This is a genomic window from Nostoc sp. ChiQUE02 (assembly GCF_034531305.2).
Classification (GTDB): Bacteria; Cyanobacteriota; Cyanobacteriia; order Cyanobacteriales; family Nostocaceae; genus Nostoc.
Window position 1 is genome coordinate 22,159 of sequence record NZ_JAVRBN020000041.1, and the last position, 16,420, is coordinate 38,578.

Sequence of the window (16,420 nt, forward strand, 5' to 3'; positions counted from 1 at the left end):
GATAACTGTTTTTTGTTTTTTGCCATCAATGCACTAAGTAAATAATTCCCATTACTGTCAGATGATCTAGCAAGATTTATGGGTGTTACTCCCCAATTACCTAGAAAATATTCAGATAAAGGCCCACAAGCCAAGGGAGACTAGAAATAAATAACATTCCGAATGCTGGTAGAAATTATAAACAGACGATTATTCTACAATCACACGGGACGAAAATTTGGGTACACAAGTTTCCACTACACAATTGCAAAATCTTCAAAGTACGGTGATAGTACTGAATTCAGAGTCGTGAGTCCTGAGCGAAAATCACTCAGAACTCAGTAAGAATTTACCCAAGACTTTGATTAGCGATCGCCAGATTCTAGAGTTACTTCCAAATTGCCGTCCTGAATCCTGAGCGAAAATCACTCAGAACTCAGTAAGAATTTACCCAAAACTTTAATTAGCGATCGCTATCTGGAGTTACTTCTAAATTGCCACTATCATCTGATACTGGCACCCTCGACTGAGGTGGTTTAATTACCAAAGAAGTCCCAGAGGAACCATCTAAAATCAGTTGCTCTGAGCCTAAGTCCACAGTTTTTGGGTCTGGAAATACAAATCGTAACAAGGGAGGAGCTAAAAAGGTTGTCAAGATAACCATCATGATAATTGCTGCCCCTAATGGTTTTGAGAGAGCACCACTGGCAGCGCCAACACCGGCAAAGACTAACCCGACTTCCCCTCTGGGAATCATCCCCACACCAATCGCTAAACGGTTGATTTCCGGTTGACCAAACACGCTTAAGCCTGTGATTACTTTACCGAGAATGGCTACTGCAATCAGGAAAGTTGCCATAATTAAACCTTCTCGATTATCGGGAATTGCTGGGTTTAAAACTCCCAAATCGGTTTTTGCCCCAACAGTCACAAAGAAAATTGGCACTAACATATCGGCAATGGGACAGACTTGCGTTTGCAGTTCTTTGCGCTTCTCTGTCTCTTCCAGAACTAAACCCGCTGCAAAAGCTCCCAGAATTGCTTCTAAGTGGATGACGGCGGCAAGGTATGCCATAGCAAAGGCGAAGATGAATGCTGGTATTACCAGTCCACCGCGGGTTTTGAGTTTATCAGCGATCGCCACAAAGGACTTATTGAAAACATTGCCTAGTAGGATTGCTCCCAAAATAAAACCAGTGGCACTGATAATCAAATAAATTACTTTGCTGACATCCACCACGCCATCTTTAGCTAGGCTGGCAACTACCGCTAAAACGATGATTCCTAGTACGTCGTCAATTACAGCAGCACCCAAAATAATCTGCCCTTCTTTAGAATTGAGTCGCCCCAACTCTGACAGCACCTTGGAAGTAATACCGATACTAGTGGCAGTCAAAGCCGCCCCGGCAAAAATTGCGGGTACAGCACCAATACCAAACAGAGTCATCAGTCCCACAGTACCAGCAGCAAAGGGTACTGCTACCCCCACTACTGCAACGACAGTGGCTTGGATACCAACTGCCATTAAATCTTTTAAGTTCGACTCCAAGCCGATTTCAAACAGCAGGATGATCACACCCAATTCTGCCAAAACGGAAACGACCTCGGACTGCGCGGCAAACACCGCTGGAGTGGCTTCAGGCGTCAAACCAGCAGTGGTTTGAAGGAAAGAGATGATCAAAGAGTTAGAACTGTCTGTGCCGCCTCCTGGAAACACCAAAAGGTGGAAAACAGAGATGCCAACTACCACACCACCTACGAGTTCGCCTAAGACAGGCGGTAAACCCACTTGGTTTGATAACTCTCCACCAACTTTGCTGGCTAGATAAATGACTACTAAACTTAGTAGCACTGCTGCTACTACCATTGAACTGTCTGCGGCTTGTGTTGCGCTGGCCAGCAGAGGAAAAGAGAAGCTGATTGGATCTAACAAATGCATGGGTTCTGTGAAAATCCTTCTCTTTGATTTTGACGCGTTTCTGAAAAACATCCATCTATGGAGACGTAATTGGCAACTTGATTAAGTTAATTTGTGCCACCTGTCAACTCGATCAAGTGCTGCCAGTAGACTTCCCAAACTGGGACTACAGACAGTCTCGGAAGTCGCAGCAAGTCAAAGTTTGTGAATTTATTGTCTTGTTTGATTTGGGTTAGGGTGACGGGTTGGGGTACTCTTCGTAATGCCCGCACATCTACAACTGCCCGTTTGCTGTCATTGAGTGCTGGATCGATATAGGGTTGACTAACTATCTCTGCTAAACCTATGACTTGCCGTTCTTTGCCTGTGTGATGAATAAACGCCAAGTCACCAGGAAGCATGGTACGTATATGTTTTAGTGCTAGGGAATTGTTGACTCCATCCCAAACTGTACTGCCGTCCCGTTCCAAATCGAAGTAAGAGTAATTTTCCGGTTCAGTTTTCAGCAGCCAATACGCCACAACAAAATCTCCAAAAAGGCTAGTGTAATTTTTTTAGTTTCCAAAAATGTAACCATTTCAGTTTTTGTCGATCGCAGTGTCAAAGTAAGAACATACAAATCGTATCTAGCGATCGCACTTAAGTTGTGAAAAACTTGTGGTGACTGTTGACTCTCAACAGCCACCAGTAAGATTGCTACATACGTTTAATAAAAACATCTGTGGATACTTTGAGGAGTGCAAATATTATGACTAGAGCCGCTTTACCTGGTTCTCAGTTTCCAAATGGAAACTTGTGGAAAATACTGCCTTTGGCCTTGCTGGTATGTGCAACTTTTGTACTACCTGCATTCGCACAAGAAAAGGAAAAATTGTGGCGAACTCTTAGTGTAAGTGGTCGTGGAGTAGAAACAATTCCTACAACCTTGGCACAAGTCAGTTTAGGAGTAGAGATTCAAGGGAAAACAGCACAGGAGGTGCAGCAAGATGCCGCCCGGAGGTCATCCGCTGTAGTTGCGTTTCTTAAGAGCCAAAATGTTGAAAAATTACAAACTACTGGTATCCGGCTCAACCCAGTTTACAGCTATACCAATAATGTGCAGCAGATTACAGGCTATGCTGCCATTAACACTGTGAGTTTTAGCATTCCTACCGAGAAAGCTGGGACATTATTGGATGATGCAGTAAAAGCGGGTGCGACACAAATTAACGGTATTAGTTTTGTTGCGAATGATGAAGCGATCGCGGCCGCTCGAAAACAAGCATTAAAAGAAGCTACCCAAGATGCCCAGCAGCAAGCTGATGCCGTTTTCAGTGCCTTGGGTTTTAAACCCAAAGAAGTGGTGAGCATTCAAGTTAATAATGCAACTCCACCTCCACCACCCATGTTTTTACGGGCTGAGGCTGCAAAGGTAGCTAATGCTTCCACCCCTGTTGTTGGTGGTGAACAGGAAGTAGAAGCATCGGTGACGTTGCAAATTAGTTATTAGTTATTAGTGATTAGTCATTAGTCATTGGCATTACTAAGAACTAATGACTAATGACCAATTAAAAATGTTCTGAAGACATATCTCCTGTACCGCCCTCTCCATCTCGCTTAGAGCCTAATAATTCCAGTTGGTCTACTCTAATAATTGGTGTAGAACGGTTTGCTCCTGTTTGGCGATCGCTCCAAGAGTCAAACTTCAAAGAACCTTTTATGCCAATTAGGCTTCCCTTACGGACATAATTACCTGCTACTTCAGCCGTCTTATCCCATAATTCCAGCGTGAACCAGTCAGGTTCATCGCTGTTGCGCGATCGTCTTTTTACCGCCAGTGTCAATCTACACTTAACACTACCGGATTCAAAATACTTTATATCAGGGTCGCCGCCTACACGACCAACAAGGGTGACAATATTTATACTCATGTATGTTACCTTTCAGTACAAATGTACTTAGCAATTCCGACTTTCATCATAGCGAATTGTGAAACACTTGAAAATAATGTGTTAAACAGTTAACAATATAGTTGACTTGAAAAATTATACATACTACTTGGAGAAACACATAAAAGTATACGGATATACTAAGCTAACCAGAGAATATCAAAAAATAGAGGCCTGAGACATAGTAAATATTCCTGGGAATCATATAAAAATATAGTCTAGTTTACTGAACTCAGGATACAAACCTAATCGAATCCGGCACGATTAACTCTTACCGTTGTAGTCAAGAAGTATCGCACATAGGGGGCTTAGAGACGCGTGGGTATTTTTAGGAACTTTCGCACATCATGGGATATGGGTATCGACCTCGGTACTGCTAACACCCTCGTTTATGTATCTGGTAAAGGTATTGTACTGCAAGAGCCTTCTGTAGTTGCTATTGATGTCAACGAAAAGGTAGCACTAGCAGTAGGAGAAGAAGCTAAAAAAATGCTCGGTCGTACACCTGGAAATGTGATTGCGCTCCGCCCTTTGCGGGATGGTGTAATCGCTGACTTCGATATAGCCGAGCTGATGCTGAAAAGCTTTATTCAGCGTGTCAATGAAGGAAAATCCTTAATTCTACCCCGGATTGTCATTGGTATTCCCAGTGGTGTTACAGGAGTAGAAAGGCGAGCTGTGATGGATGCAGCTCACCAAGCAGGAGCAAGAAAAGTATATTTAATCGATGAACCTGTAGCTGCGGCCATTGGTGCAGGACTACCTGTTGCCGAACCCACTGGCAACATGATCATCGATATTGGTGGTGGGACAACAGAAGTTGCAGTGCTGAGTCTTCAGGGTACGGTGATCAGTGAATCAGTACGCATTGCTGGAGATGAACTGACTGAAGCGATCATTCAGTATATTAAGAAAGTTCATAACTTAGTCATTGGTGAACGTACTGCCGAGGACATCAAGATTCGGATGGGTTCTGCCTATCCTACTAATGATGATAATGACGCCATGATGGAAATCCGAGGCTTACATCTGCTTTCTGGTCTACCGCGAACTGTAACGATCAAAGGGCCGGAAATCCGTGAAAGTATGTTGGAACCGCTATCAGTAATTATAGAAGCTGTGAAGCGGACACTGGAACGCACACCTCCAGAACTGGCAGCAGACATTATTGACAGAGGTATTATGTTAGCTGGTGGCGGTGCTTTGCTCAAAGGCATAGATACTCTGATTAGCCATGAAACAGGGATTGTGACCCACATTGCTGCCGATCCTTTGAGCTGTGTTGTGCTGGGAACAGGTCGTGTGTTAGAAAACTTCAAACAGTTGGAACGAGTTGTCACTGAAAGCTCTCGCAATATGTAGCAAAAAAAATATCAGACTTGAGTTCTATTTGAGTTCTATTTGGGTTTTATATAAATAGAATCCAAGTAGAACTTAATTTATATAAGTATACAAAGGTATATATGGTTACAATACGGCGTTGGTGGGATCGTAAAGGGTTGCAAATCGGGTTGTTAGCTTTAGTAGTTGGTAGTGCTTGGATAGTGCGACAGACTCAAGGTGAGCTAGTGCTTGAGACATACCAGGCAATTACCCGTCCGTTAGAGATGTTGCAGTCAGGGCCAACTCGAGAAGAACGTCTCAGAGATGCTCGGGTATTGGAATTGCAAACCCGTATAGTAGATTTGGAAAGTCAAAAGACAAAGCTACAAGATTTATTAGGCTATGTGGAAAAAGAGCCACTGGCATCACGGCCCATTCCAGCGCGGGTGGTAGGACGTAGTGCTGATCAGTGGTGGCAACAAGTTACCCTGAATCGGGGCGCGAATGCGGGGATTCAGGAAGGCTTCATAGTCAAGGCAGATGGCGGATTGGTGGGTCTGGTGGAGAGTGTAACTCCCAATACTAGCCGCGTGTTATTAATCAGTGACCTCAAGAGTCAAGTAGGTGTATCTATTAGCCGCACGGCAGCTAAAGGCGTTTTGCGAGGGGATTCTTCTGCCGAAGCTGTGCTGGAGTTTTATGAAAAAGTCCCAAATGTGAAGGTAGGAGATTTAGTTTCCACATCTACTTATAGTCAGAAATTTCCATCTGGCTTGGCAGTAGGACGAATCAAGTCGCTGGATTTAAAGAAACTTCCTGCATCAGTGGCCAAAATTGAGCTTTTTCCGCCAATCCGCTCTCTCGATTGGGTAGCTGTTTATCCAAAGCTAGAAAACCAAGAGTTGGAAACCCAAAAGTCGGCAAATGAAGTGCCGCAAAAGTCTAAGTAAATTCTTCCTTGAAAATCCATAGAAAAATGAAGATTCCTGCATTTGGTGGTAGCAGGCAGAAAAAGCCAAAATCGTCAGAGCGAAAATCGAAATTCCAAATCCAGCCCCTTGCTCGTTGGCATCCTGGTATACGTCAGTTGTTGGGTTGGATAGTGACGCTTGGATCTGTACTGTTATGTTTACTGTTATTGCCAACCCGTCTGCCGGGTATGGAATTATTGGGAATTGGCCCTAACTGGCTGTTAATTTGGGTAGTAGCTTGGAGTGTGAAGCGCACGGTGTTTGCCGGAGCATTGGCAGGCATAGTTCTGGGGTTACTTCAAGATTCAATGACATCACCTAACCCTACTCATGCCATCAGTTTAGGTATAGTGGGAGTCTTAACTGGTCTGCTCCAGAAACAGCGTTTTATCGAAGAAGATTTTATTTCGATTGCTGTAATTGTCTTTGTTATGGCAGTTTTGGCAGAAACTATCTTTGGATTGGAGTTAACTTTGATAGGTGATGAGCGCAAGGTAACAGATATTTGGACATATTACCAACGTGTCGCCCTTGCTTCTGCCATTCTTAGTAGTTTATGGGCACCTGTGGTGTATTATCCCCTGAACCTTTGGTGGCAGCGGATGAAATTGTTGGAGCAATAGTAAAGTCCGTAGCTTTAGAGACACTATCTAACTCTGCTTGGGATACTGCATCAACAAAGTGACAAAAGCAGCCGCGACAGATAAACTCAAATATGCTACTCGCAGATGCGATCGCTTTCCATAGAATCAGGCGATGTCTACGATGGGTAACTCTTGGAGAGGCTACGCCAACGCAATTCCTCATTTTTGCTTAGGCATTGGGTATTGGAGACTGGAGAGTAAAAATCGGCGATATCTACGAGGGGCTACGCCTACGCCCAAAACCATAATTATTTTTTCGTTTGGAAGTACAGTACTTTTCCATCCAGTTATATTCCAGAAAAGCTTTAATGTGTTCTGGAACACCGATATAGTACCCCTTTCCTGGGGTTTTTGTTCTGGAACAGGATTTTTGTTTGGTAAGCTATTCCACATTTGTTAGGAGCATTAAGATTGACCCAATCCTGGAACTGCACGCTGATTGAATATACGATATCTCGCTTTATGAGCAGCGTCTAGAGGCAAAAATTGCTCAGATGTTTATCCAGATAGCATTTAATCCTTATATGAGCGTGTTTGATAAGTTCGGTTTTGGGTTACGAATGCGTAGCTTGCCGCCGTAGTGGACTGACACTAGCTGAAATGATGCATTAAGCGTAGGTTGGGTTTCGCGTTGCTCAACCTAACCTACAAAATTTATTGCACTATTTTAGTTGTGTCACGCCAGTAGGTATAGCATTTGCTCAACAGGAGTTATCCCGTTGAATCATTTTTGGGTGTCAACGGGAAGCCAGGGATTGAGTACAAAGTGGGGGAGGTGAAGAAAACTAAGCGCGCAGATGTAGCATATAAGACATTGCGCGTAGAAATCATCGTGAAGCGATTAGCTGGCGAGACTAAATGGATTAAAGGCAACCGCAGCCGCGACACTTTCAAAATGAGGTTAGGGATAGGTACTGTTCTGGAACAGTTAGGAGATGGACTTGTTGAAAAACCGAGTGGTTCATATTTATGTCGAATTAGCCTGTAGCAATATATCTTGATCGGCGTGGAAACTAGAATGCTTTCTGTCCAAGGAATTGATTGACTACCGCGACTCAGTCAAAGCTAACTTCAATGAACAGGGTAAAAAATAGCTAGGTGGTAAGCACATACTTCTAAAGCTTATGAGTAAAGTGGTAAACCTGTGTTCCAGAAATTGTGTAAAATAATTCCCCTGACCTGATGTTATTAAGCCTTCATAAAAATGAAGAGTTTTGAAACCTAAAGTTTCAGTTACCGTAAAGTTGATATATAAAAGAGCAATTTTCAAATGACCATTTACTTTTATAAGGTTTGGCAGCCTTATGGCTGTTTTTCTAACTTTTCTCCCCACGGAATCCACATCCAGGGTACTTACTGGCCAACGGTTGAGCATTATTATCAAGCACAAAAGTTTGTCGGCAGCACGGATGCAGTAATTATACCCCTCATCCATACTGCCGCCACCCCAGAAGAAGCTGCTGCTTTGGGAAGATGTAGCACTCGTCAACTGCGTCGAGACTGGGGTTTAGTCAAAACTCAAATAATGCGAGAAGCTGTACTTAAAAAGTTTCTCACTCATGCTGATATTAGAGAAGTTCTCCTGAAAACAGGCGATGAGATTTTGGTTGAAAACTCCCCAACCGATTCTTTTTGGGGCTGTGGTGCTAATAAAGCTGGTCAAAACCATCTCGGTAAAACTCTCATGAGTGTGCGTGAAGAAATCCGTAATTTACTATCTTTAACGGGAATTTACGAATAATTTAATCAAAATAGTTACATTCAAAATTAAATCAGTAATCAAACGAGGTATAGTAAAATTCCCCAGTTAAAAATATTATAAAAAGTTGCCAATAATTTAGTTATTCGTTTGAAAAAAACTTAATTAACTGAATTAATGAGCAAAAATGGTAAAAATTGTTTTTCTCTCAAACCAATTATGAAGACATTAATTTGGGTGATATCACTGAAATAGTTTGATGATTAAGAATATAAAATTAATAGGTGTCTATGAATAAGATTTTCTCAACTTTAGACTTAAGAGGATGTTTGGAGAGTATTTGATGATATGTAGCGGCTGCGATCCTAGTTAGGACAAATCTACTATTGATAGCTATGACAGTCGCTCTCTTACGATTTGCTAATGTCCTAAGCTATCTGACCACTTCTATATCAAGGGGTTTGAGATACTCCTAAATAAATTTTATAAAACTACGGTGATTCAGCCAAATATCTAATACTTCTCAAAGATCCTTTAATACCATTAACAAAAATATTTATAACAAGTTTACGGGGCTGGCAACGTATTTGTAGCAAAAATTTCGTGAAATGGGATGAAAATCAAAGCATTATAAGTTGAAAATTCTCATCAAGACAATTATTAAAAAAAATATACTTTAGTCATAGTGTATATAGACAATGACATTTACCGATAAACCTAATGGGTTGCAGCAAAGCTTAGATCGAGAAAGTTTACTGCATCGGATAATAAAACAGATTAGGCGATCGCTCGACCTCCAAGAGATATTAACAAGTACCGTTAGCCAAGTGCGTTTATTTTTGGGTGCAGATCGGGTAAAGGTCTATCGCTTTGATGCTGATGGTAGTGGTGAAGTCATTGCTGAATCTATTCATGAGCAGAGTCTGCCATCCTTGTTGGGGTTACGCTTCCCAGTTCATGATATTCCACAAGAAGCCAGGGAGATGTTTCTGTTAGCGCAGCAACGTTCGATTGTGGATGTGGCAAACGGCAAGATTGGGCTATCGCCTCTACAGTCAAAAGAAACTGGCAAACGTCTAGAAACAAATATCTACTATCGGCAGGTAGACCCGTGCCATATTAAATATCTAAAGGCAATGGGTGTGCAGTCTTCGCTAGTAGTGCCAATTTTACATTGCGACCTCCAAGAACAGTCGGCAAAGCCTAAATTGTGGGGATTATTGGTATCTCATCACAGTGAACCGCGAAAGATTTTGAAGCGGGAACTGAAAGTTTTGCAGCAAGTCGCTGACCAAGTAGCGATCGCGATCGCTCAAAGTAATCTACTCACGGAAGCCCACGCCAAGCAAGAGCGAGAAGCTACTATTAACCGAGTTACCACACTATTGCATAAACTGCCGACAATCCAATTACAAGGAGCGCTAGAAGAAGTTATTACTGCCTTGAATGGAGTAGGTGGCAGGCTTTACATTGAAGAGAGTCGGAAACTATACACTTGGGGCGACCAACCTACACTCCCCTACGAGTTAGATAACAGCATTATCGAACAGCATCCCATGTGGCAAAGCTGGATGGCTGAGTTTCAACAAGGTAATATTTGGGCAACCGTTGACCTCTATAAAGAACCATGTTTGCGAGTTTTAGCTTTAGCATTCCGTTCTACTCAAATTCGCGGACTTATGGTGATTCCCCTACATTACCGCGAAAAATTTATTGGTGTATTAAGTATTTTTCGCTCTGAATTTGAAACGGAAGTCTTGTGGGCGGGACGATCTGAACAAAATCGGCGACAACTGCTGCCCCAGCTTTCCTTTGAAGTTTGGCGAGAGCAAAAAAAGGGGCAAGCACCTGAGTGGAAACCGGAAGATATGTCATTGGCCCAAGCCTTATACGATCATTTCTCAATGGCAATTCAGCAGCAGCAAATGTACAAACAGGTACAAGCTTTGAATACCAACCTAGAACTACGGGTGCAAGAGCAAACCGCTGAACTCGAAAAATCATTACTGCTTACTAAACTACTCAAACAAGTTACCGAACAGATTCGCCGCACATTGGACTTGCAGACAACCCTGCAAACTATCGTTCGGGAAGTCCGTCCCCTGCTAAATTCAGACCGGGTGCTGATTTTGCAACTGAAGAGTAAATCGGTGATTGTGGAAGAGATTAATGGCAATTGGCAATCAGTTTTGGGAGTGAATCCACCACCGGAATGCTTTCCTGATGAGTATACGCGTCTATACTGTCAGGGTAGGGTACGGGCAATTAATAACGTTTCAACAGCTTCTTTAACTGATTGTCATCGAGAGTTTTTGCAGAGTTTGCAAGTGCAAGCAAACTTAATAGTTCCGATTAATATAGGTATAGAACTATGGGGCTTACTAATTGCTCATGAATGTGAGGCTCCCAGAATTTGGCAGGATGCAGAAATTGATTTATTGCAACAGCTAGGAGATCAGGCTGCGATCGCCATTCAACAAGCCCAACTCTACGAACAAACCTGTAATGCCGAAATTGAAGCCAGAAATCAAGCTGCCCAGTTAAAGCATACCCTACATGAACTCCAAGAAACACAGACAAGATTAATTCACACCGAAAAAATGTCCGGCTTAGGACAGTTGGTGGCAGGTATCGCCCACGAAATCAACAACCCTGTTAACTTTATCTACGGGAACCTTTGCCACGCCAGTGACTACACCGAACAATTGCTAGAAATTTTAAGTCTCTATCAGCGACACTATCCCCATCCCCATAGTGAAATTAACGCCGCGATCGAAGCGATCGATTTTGAATTTTTGGTAGAAGACCTTCCAAAAATCATGACCTCAATGCAAGTAGGAACTGAGCGCATCCGCTCAATAGTGCTGTCGTTACGCAATTTTTCTCGCTTGGATGAGGCTGAAAACAAGCGTGTTGACCTGCATGAAGGTATTAATAACACGTTATTAATTTTGCAACATCGGCTGAAAGGAAATGCTGAATTTCCACGCATTGAGGTAATCAAAGACTATGGCAACATCCCACGGGTGGAATGCTATGCCGGCCAAATGAATCAAGTATTCATGAATATTTTCAGCAATGCCATAGATGCCTTGATGATGGGGAATGGGGAATTCGGGGTCCCCTTTCGGGATAAAGGGCAATGGGGAATGGGGAACTCCGGGTCCCCTCTGGCGATAAGGGGCAATGGGGACAAAGGGAATAAGCTATATCCAAAGCCTACTATCCACATTTCTACTAAAGTGTCAGCAGACAACTCTCATCTGTTAATTCGTATTAGTGACAATGGGCCCGGAATGACTGAAGAGGTGAAAAAGCGAGTTTTTGACCCGTTTTACACTACCAAACCTGTGGGCAAAGGTACAGGTTTGGGGCTGGCAATCAGCTATCAGATTATTGTCGAAAAACATGGGGGAATAATGGAGTGCATTTCAGAACCTGGCAAAGGTACAGAGTTCTGGATTGAGATTCCTATCAAGCCTCCAGCTAAAATAGTTAGCCAAAGTTAGAGGAGCAGGAAGAACAACCTATGTCTAAAACCAATTTGCTTTAACTTGGCTCTAGATGATGACACAAAAAGTAACCTGAAAACTAGATTGTAAAAGGGTTGTAGCTAAAGTTAACACCAATGCCACATTGCTAATTGTTAACGTCTGGACAAAATAACTCAAAAGACTCAATACCTTAGGGACTTCCAAAATTACTGAATTTCTTTATACTGCTAACTTGAATTATCAGCCAAGTTCCTCCAGAGGATATCAATAACAACGGTGTTAACCAATCACCCCAACGCACATATAAAGTCTGTGTCTGTCGCCGATAAATTGTTTCAGCATGAGTTTCGTAGGTATTATATCCAGATATCCACAAGGTTCTGCCGTGAGGAGCTACAAAGGCTGAATATCCGGTATTAGTTGCCCGTGCTGACCATCGATCGGTTTCGATTGCCCGCATAATATCCTGTGCATGGTGCTGGAATGGCATCGACGCACTGTAATGAGCATCGTTAGAAGAACTGAGGATAAATTGCCCACCCGCCGCAGCTTGACGGCGAAATTGTTCAGGAAAAGCAGATTCATAACATATACTAGCGATCGCCCGACCAAAAGGGGTGTCAAATAACTGATTTGCTGAACCAGGAACTTGGTGTGCATCCAAAGGTGATAAGCGCTGAACTAGCCCGCCTAAAATTCCTTCAAAAGGAATATATTCTCCCAGCGGTACTAGTTTGGCTTTATCGTAGCGGCTGACAATTTCACCTTTAGCATTGAAAGTAAACAAGCTAATTGTATAACTGTCTCCCCGTTCGCCAAAAGCTCCAATCCAAGCAACTACACCTTTTTCTTTCACAGCTGCAACCAAGGCAGTTCCCAGCAAGTTACGCTGGAAAATAGGTAAGGCTCCTTCTGGGGTGAGGACTGCATCTACACCTTCGTTTGCTAAAGTTATATACCCATTGGTGTAATTTTCTTGGGCGCGACGAAACCCTTCAGAACTTCGTAAAAGTCGGTTTGGGATATTACCCTGAACAATCCCCACTTTCAAGGCTGCTTCTGGTGCTTGGGCGATGGGACGGCTGTATAAGACAAAACCGATGAGGTGTAAGGTAATTAATAGTCCTGTGGCGATAACAAAGTATTTACTAACGAACCGCAGAGGCGCGGAAGACACAGAGGAAATTCTCTCTACGCCCTCTGTGTCTCTGCGGTTTGCCCATCCTTCAGCAATTAAGCCATTCACGGCAACTATTGCCGCTGTCACAGCGTTAGGCCCAGAGAGTTGACCAAGGTGTAAAATTACGAGATTATGCGGACTTTGTGTATAAGCCAGGGAACTCCACCACAAAGGCCCGGCACTCCACAGACTTTCTAAACCGCACCAGACAGCTGTACCAATCAGTACACGTAGCCACGGTTTTTGCCCGCTCAGGCGAACCATTACAGCTGCCCAAATTGCAACAAATACCCCTCCCAAGACACTGATAAATCCCCAACAAAAAAGGGTGATTGCCAAACTTGGCAACCAAGGAACGCCCAACCAAGTCATCGGGTGAATACCCGTAATCCACGATAGGGCGACACCGTGATAACCGATACCCCAAAGGACAGCAGGGGGAGTAAGGGAGGATTGGTTTTTGCGTTTGGCTGAAGTGACAACTAGTATCCATAAGGGGACTAGGGCAATCCAAGCTAAGAACCATGCACCTACAGGGGCAACGGTTAGCCCCATTAAAATGCCGCTGGCTAAGGCAATTAAATAAGGGAGTAAGGTAGTTAACCTCTCCCCCTGCTTTTTACTCAGCTTCTTCTGCATCGCCAGCATCAGGTGGAACTATTGCCACTCCGGTAATGGCGTCGTCTTCGTCTAAACGCTGCACTCTGACTCCAGTAGCCGATCGCGATTGGATAGAAATGGCATTCACCGCTTGACGGATGATAATACCCCGATTCGTCACCATCATGATTTCGTCGTCATCGTTGTTCACAATGCGTAGGGTTGCTAGCTTGTCTTTGGTTTTGCGGTTTTTGAACTTGGTTGCCATTAAACCCTGACCAGCGCGATTTTGCAGCCGGAATTGGGCAACTGGCACGCGCTTACCATATCCACCCATTGTAATTACCAACACCCAAGGACCAATACTGGCACTGCTTGGCACTTCTGCGGACTCTTCAGTAATTTCGGTAATTTCGATATCTTCTGTTTCAATTGTTTCGATATCTTCTGTTTCGGCTTCTGTAACATCCAAAGTTTCCAGAATTGCTGCGGGCAGAATATCCATACCCACCAGCTCATCTTTATTTTTGAGTTTCATGGCTTTGACTCCACGAGTCGCCCTACTTAAAGGACGCAGTTGTTCGTGGTTGCACCGGAAGTTAATCGCCATCCCGTTACGAGAACCAATGATTACGCTGTCCTCGACTCTGGCGCGTCGCACCCAGCGGAGTTGGTCGCCTTCTTCTAAGGAAATCGCAATCAAACCATTGGCGCGAATGTGACTAAAGGCTGCCAATTCAGTTTTCTTGATATTGCCGCCCTTAGTGAGCATAACTAAGTATTCTTCGTTGCTAAACTCGTCAACTGGCACAATGGAGGTGATTTTTTCCTCTTTGGGAATCGGTAGCATTTGGACGATTGGTGTGCCGCGACTGGTACGCGAACTCGCTGGAATTTGATAAGCTCTCAGGCAATAAACAACACCACGCTCGCTAAAGAATAAAATACTGTCGTGATCGCAGCAAGTCAAAAAATGCTCAATGGTATCATCATCTTTCACCTTGGCTGCGGCTTTGCCTCTGGTAGCACGGCTTTGGGCTTCAAAGGTGTTAACTGGCATCCGTTTGATGTAGCCTTGCTCTGTCACCAGAATTATCGCTTTTTCATTGGCAATTAGATCGCGATCGTCTAATTCCCCTTCCCCTGGTAAAATCACCGTGCGGCGGGGTGTGGCAAAGTTAGTTTTCAGTTGCCCGACTTCAGTTTCGATAATTTCTAGCACTCTCTCCCGGCGTGCCAAAATATCTTGCAAGTCAGTAATTTTCGCTTGTAATTCCTCGTGTTCCAGACGAATTTTGTCTGCTTCTAAGGCAGTCAAACGTCGCAATTGCATCTGCAAAATTGCATCTGCTTGCACTTCTGAGAGTCCGTAAGTTGTGATTAATTCGCCTTTGGCTGTGGGTGCATCGGGAGCATGACGAATTAAGACAATAATCGGATCTAAATGAGATAGGGCGATTAATAATCCTTGCAGAAGATGGTCGCGTTCCTCGGCTTTCCGCAGTTCGTAGCGGGTGCGTCTGGCAATGGATTCGATGCGGAAATCCAGGAAGACGGTTAAGAACTGCTTGAGGGTGAGTACTTGGGGTTCGCTATTTACCAACGCCAGCATATTCGCGCCGAAGTTGGCTTGCAGTGGTGTTTGCTTGTAGAGGTTGTTCAGCACAACGCGGGGATAAGCATCACGCTTGAGTTCGATGACAATTCGCATCCCGTCGCGATCGCTTTCATCCCGAATATCTGCGATGCCCTCTAGACGCTTCTCGTTCACCATTTCGGCGATTTTTTCAATCAGCGCCGCTTTGTTGGTTTGATAGGGCAATTCGGTGATGATAATTGCTTCTCTATCTGGCCGTCCCCGCTGTTCAACGGTTTCAATGTTAGCTACACCACGCATGGTGATGGAACCACGCCCGGTGGTGTAAGCTTCTCGAATGGCAGATGTTCCCAAAATTTGCGCCCCAGTTGGAAAGTCTGGGCCGTGGACATACTGCATTAATTCGAGATCGGTGATTTCTGGATTGTGGATTACTGCCACCAAAGCATCAATTAATTCGCCCAAGTTGTGGGGCGGAATGTTGGTGGCCATGCCCACGGCAATCCCAGAGGAACCGTTAAGCAATAACTGGGGAATCCGTGCTGGTAAAACTGTCGGTTCTTGCTGAGAACCGTCGAAGTTATCAGCAAAGTCTACGGTTTCATACTCAATGTCATGGAGTAGACCAGCACTAGTTAAAGCTTGCAAGCGGCATTCTGTGTACCGCATGGCGGCTGGCGGATCGTTGTCTACCGAACCGAAGTTACCATGCCCGTTAACTAGGGGCGATCGCATGGAAAAATCCTGTGCCATCCGCACCAAGGCATCATACACTGCCGTGTCGCCGTGGGGGTGATATTTACCCAGCACTTCCCCCACCACACGGGCGCATTTCTTAAAGGGGCGATCGTGGAGCAGACCTAGCTCGTGCATTGCGTAGAGAATGCGACGATGCACAGGTTTTAGACCATCCCTGGCATCTGGCAGCGCCCGACCCACTATCACGCTCATGGCGTATTCCAGATAAGACTGCGACATTTCGTTTCGCAAGTCTGTCGGGATAATCCTCTCCTGTGAGGTTGTCATAACCTAAAAATCTCCAAAAATCGTAGATTTTAGCTTTTTTACTCAACAAAGCGCAAAATTA

The 16,420-nt window shown here is 44.0% G+C and carries 13 protein-coding genes; 7 read left to right on the forward strand and 6 right to left on the reverse strand.

Translation table 11 applies throughout. The features are described from left to right. Positions 1 to 442: 442 nt before the first annotated feature. The 3 genes from RM347_RS28625 to RM347_RS28635 all read right to left on the reverse strand — a co-directional run bounded on the left by RM347_RS28625 (position 443) and on the right by RM347_RS28635 (position 2,582). Complete coding sequence (locus tag RM347_RS28625; protein ID WP_322720500.1) at positions 443 to 1,918, reverse strand: cation:proton antiporter; 1,476 nt, start codon at positions 1,916 to 1,918, stop codon at positions 443 to 445. Positions 1,919 to 2,004: 86 nt separating this feature from the next. Further along, the gene (locus RM347_RS28630; RefSeq protein WP_322720499.1) at positions 2,005 to 2,418 is read right to left on the reverse strand and encodes an EVE domain-containing protein; all 414 of its coding nucleotides are present in this window, start codon (positions 2,416 to 2,418) and stop codon (positions 2,005 to 2,007) included. Then, a complete protein-coding gene (locus RM347_RS28635) occupies positions 2,400 to 2,582 on the reverse strand; it encodes a hypothetical protein (protein ID WP_322720498.1) in 183 nt (60 codons plus the stop codon). The genes RM347_RS28630 and RM347_RS28635 overlap by 19 nt, the downstream gene beginning before the upstream one ends. A 63-nt stretch (positions 2,583 to 2,645) precedes the next feature. Here RM347_RS28635 and RM347_RS28640 point away from each other — a divergent pair, with 63 nt between their 5' ends. After that, a complete protein-coding gene (locus tag RM347_RS28640) occupies positions 2,646 to 3,386 on the forward strand; it encodes an SIMPL domain-containing protein (RefSeq protein ID WP_322720497.1) in 741 nt (246 codons plus the stop codon). A gap of 58 nt (positions 3,387 to 3,444) precedes the next feature. On the opposite strand, the gene RM347_RS28645 is transcribed toward RM347_RS28640, so the two are convergent. Beyond that, positions 3,445 to 3,807 carry a single-stranded DNA-binding protein gene (locus tag RM347_RS28645; protein WP_322720496.1) on the reverse strand — a complete coding sequence of 121 codons (363 nt, stop codon included), beginning with the start codon at positions 3,805 to 3,807 and terminating at the stop codon, positions 3,445 to 3,447. A gap of 372 nt (positions 3,808 to 4,179) precedes the next feature. On the opposite strand from RM347_RS28645, the gene RM347_RS28650 reads away from it, so the two are divergent. The 6 genes from RM347_RS28650 to RM347_RS28675 all read left to right on the forward strand — a co-directional run bounded on the left by RM347_RS28650 (position 4,180) and on the right by RM347_RS28675 (position 11,971). Further along, the gene (locus RM347_RS28650; protein WP_322720495.1) at positions 4,180 to 5,187 is read left to right on the forward strand and encodes a rod shape-determining protein; all 1,008 of its coding nucleotides are present in this window, start codon (positions 4,180 to 4,182) and stop codon (positions 5,185 to 5,187) included. A 101-nt stretch (positions 5,188 to 5,288) separates the two neighbouring features. Next, complete coding sequence (gene mreC, locus RM347_RS28655; RefSeq protein WP_322720494.1) at positions 5,289 to 6,098, forward strand: rod shape-determining protein MreC; 810 nt, start codon at positions 5,289 to 5,291, stop codon at positions 6,096 to 6,098. A 26-nt stretch (positions 6,099 to 6,124) separates the two neighbouring features. Beyond that, the gene (gene mreD / locus RM347_RS28660; protein WP_322720493.1) at positions 6,125 to 6,742 is read left to right on the forward strand and encodes a rod shape-determining protein MreD; all 618 of its coding nucleotides are present in this window, start codon (positions 6,125 to 6,127) and stop codon (positions 6,740 to 6,742) included. 796 nt (positions 6,743 to 7,538) lie between these two features. After that, on the forward strand, positions 7,539 to 7,751 hold the full coding sequence (locus RM347_RS28665) for a hypothetical protein (RefSeq protein ID WP_322720492.1): 213 nt from the start codon (positions 7,539 to 7,541) through the stop codon (positions 7,749 to 7,751). A 282-nt stretch (positions 7,752 to 8,033) separates the two neighbouring features. Next, positions 8,034 to 8,504, forward strand: coding sequence for an N-glycosidase (locus RM347_RS28670; protein WP_322720491.1), 471 nt, complete (start codon positions 8,034 to 8,036; stop codon positions 8,502 to 8,504). 656 nt (positions 8,505 to 9,160) lie between these two features. Further along, entirely contained in the window at positions 9,161 to 11,971 is a 2,811-nt protein-coding gene (locus tag RM347_RS28675) for a GAF domain-containing sensor histidine kinase (protein ID WP_322720490.1), read from the forward strand. A 175-nt stretch (positions 11,972 to 12,146) separates the two neighbouring features. On the opposite strand, the gene lnt is transcribed toward RM347_RS28675, so the two are convergent. Both lnt and gyrA read right to left on the reverse strand, forming a co-directional pair. Then, positions 12,147 to 13,775, reverse strand: a complete 1,629-nt coding sequence (gene lnt, locus RM347_RS28680) for an apolipoprotein N-acyltransferase (RefSeq protein WP_322720489.1) — start codon at positions 13,773 to 13,775, stop codon at positions 12,147 to 12,149. Next, on the reverse strand, positions 13,756 to 16,359 hold the full coding sequence (gene gyrA, locus RM347_RS28685) for a DNA topoisomerase (ATP-hydrolyzing) subunit A (protein ID WP_322720488.1): 2,604 nt from the start codon (positions 16,357 to 16,359) through the stop codon (positions 13,756 to 13,758). The genes lnt and gyrA overlap by 20 nt, the downstream gene beginning before the upstream one ends. Positions 16,360 to 16,420 lie beyond the last annotated feature (61 nt).

What these genes read in the sequence shown, in the direction of transcription:
- gyrA (WP_322720488.1), bottom strand. Translation starts at nt 16,359, where the DNA reads ATGACAACCTCACAGGAGAGGATTATCCCGACAGACTTGCGAAACGAA.
- RM347_RS28645 (WP_322720496.1), bottom strand. Translation starts at nt 3,807, where the DNA reads ATGAGTATAAATATTGTCACCCTTGTTGGTCGTGTAGGCGGCGACCCT.
- mreD (WP_322720493.1), top strand. Translation starts at nt 6,125, where the DNA reads ATGAAGATTCCTGCATTTGGTGGTAGCAGGCAGAAAAAGCCAAAATCG.
- RM347_RS28670 (WP_322720491.1), top strand. Translation starts at nt 8,034, where the DNA reads ATGACCATTTACTTTTATAAGGTTTGGCAGCCTTATGGCTGTTTTTCT.
- RM347_RS28675 (WP_322720490.1), top strand. Translation starts at nt 9,161, where the DNA reads ATGACATTTACCGATAAACCTAATGGGTTGCAGCAAAGCTTAGATCGA.
- RM347_RS28625 (WP_322720500.1), bottom strand. Translation starts at nt 1,918, where the DNA reads ATGCATTTGTTAGATCCAATCAGCTTCTCTTTTCCTCTGCTGGCCAGC.
- mreC (WP_322720494.1), top strand. Translation starts at nt 5,289, where the DNA reads ATGGTTACAATACGGCGTTGGTGGGATCGTAAAGGGTTGCAAATCGGG.
- lnt (WP_322720489.1), bottom strand. Translation starts at nt 13,775, where the DNA reads ATGCAGAAGAAGCTGAGTAAAAAGCAGGGGGAGAGGTTAACTACCTTA.
- RM347_RS28640 (WP_322720497.1), top strand. Translation starts at nt 2,646, where the DNA reads ATGACTAGAGCCGCTTTACCTGGTTCTCAGTTTCCAAATGGAAACTTG.
- RM347_RS28650 (WP_322720495.1), top strand. Translation starts at nt 4,180, where the DNA reads ATGGGTATCGACCTCGGTACTGCTAACACCCTCGTTTATGTATCTGGT.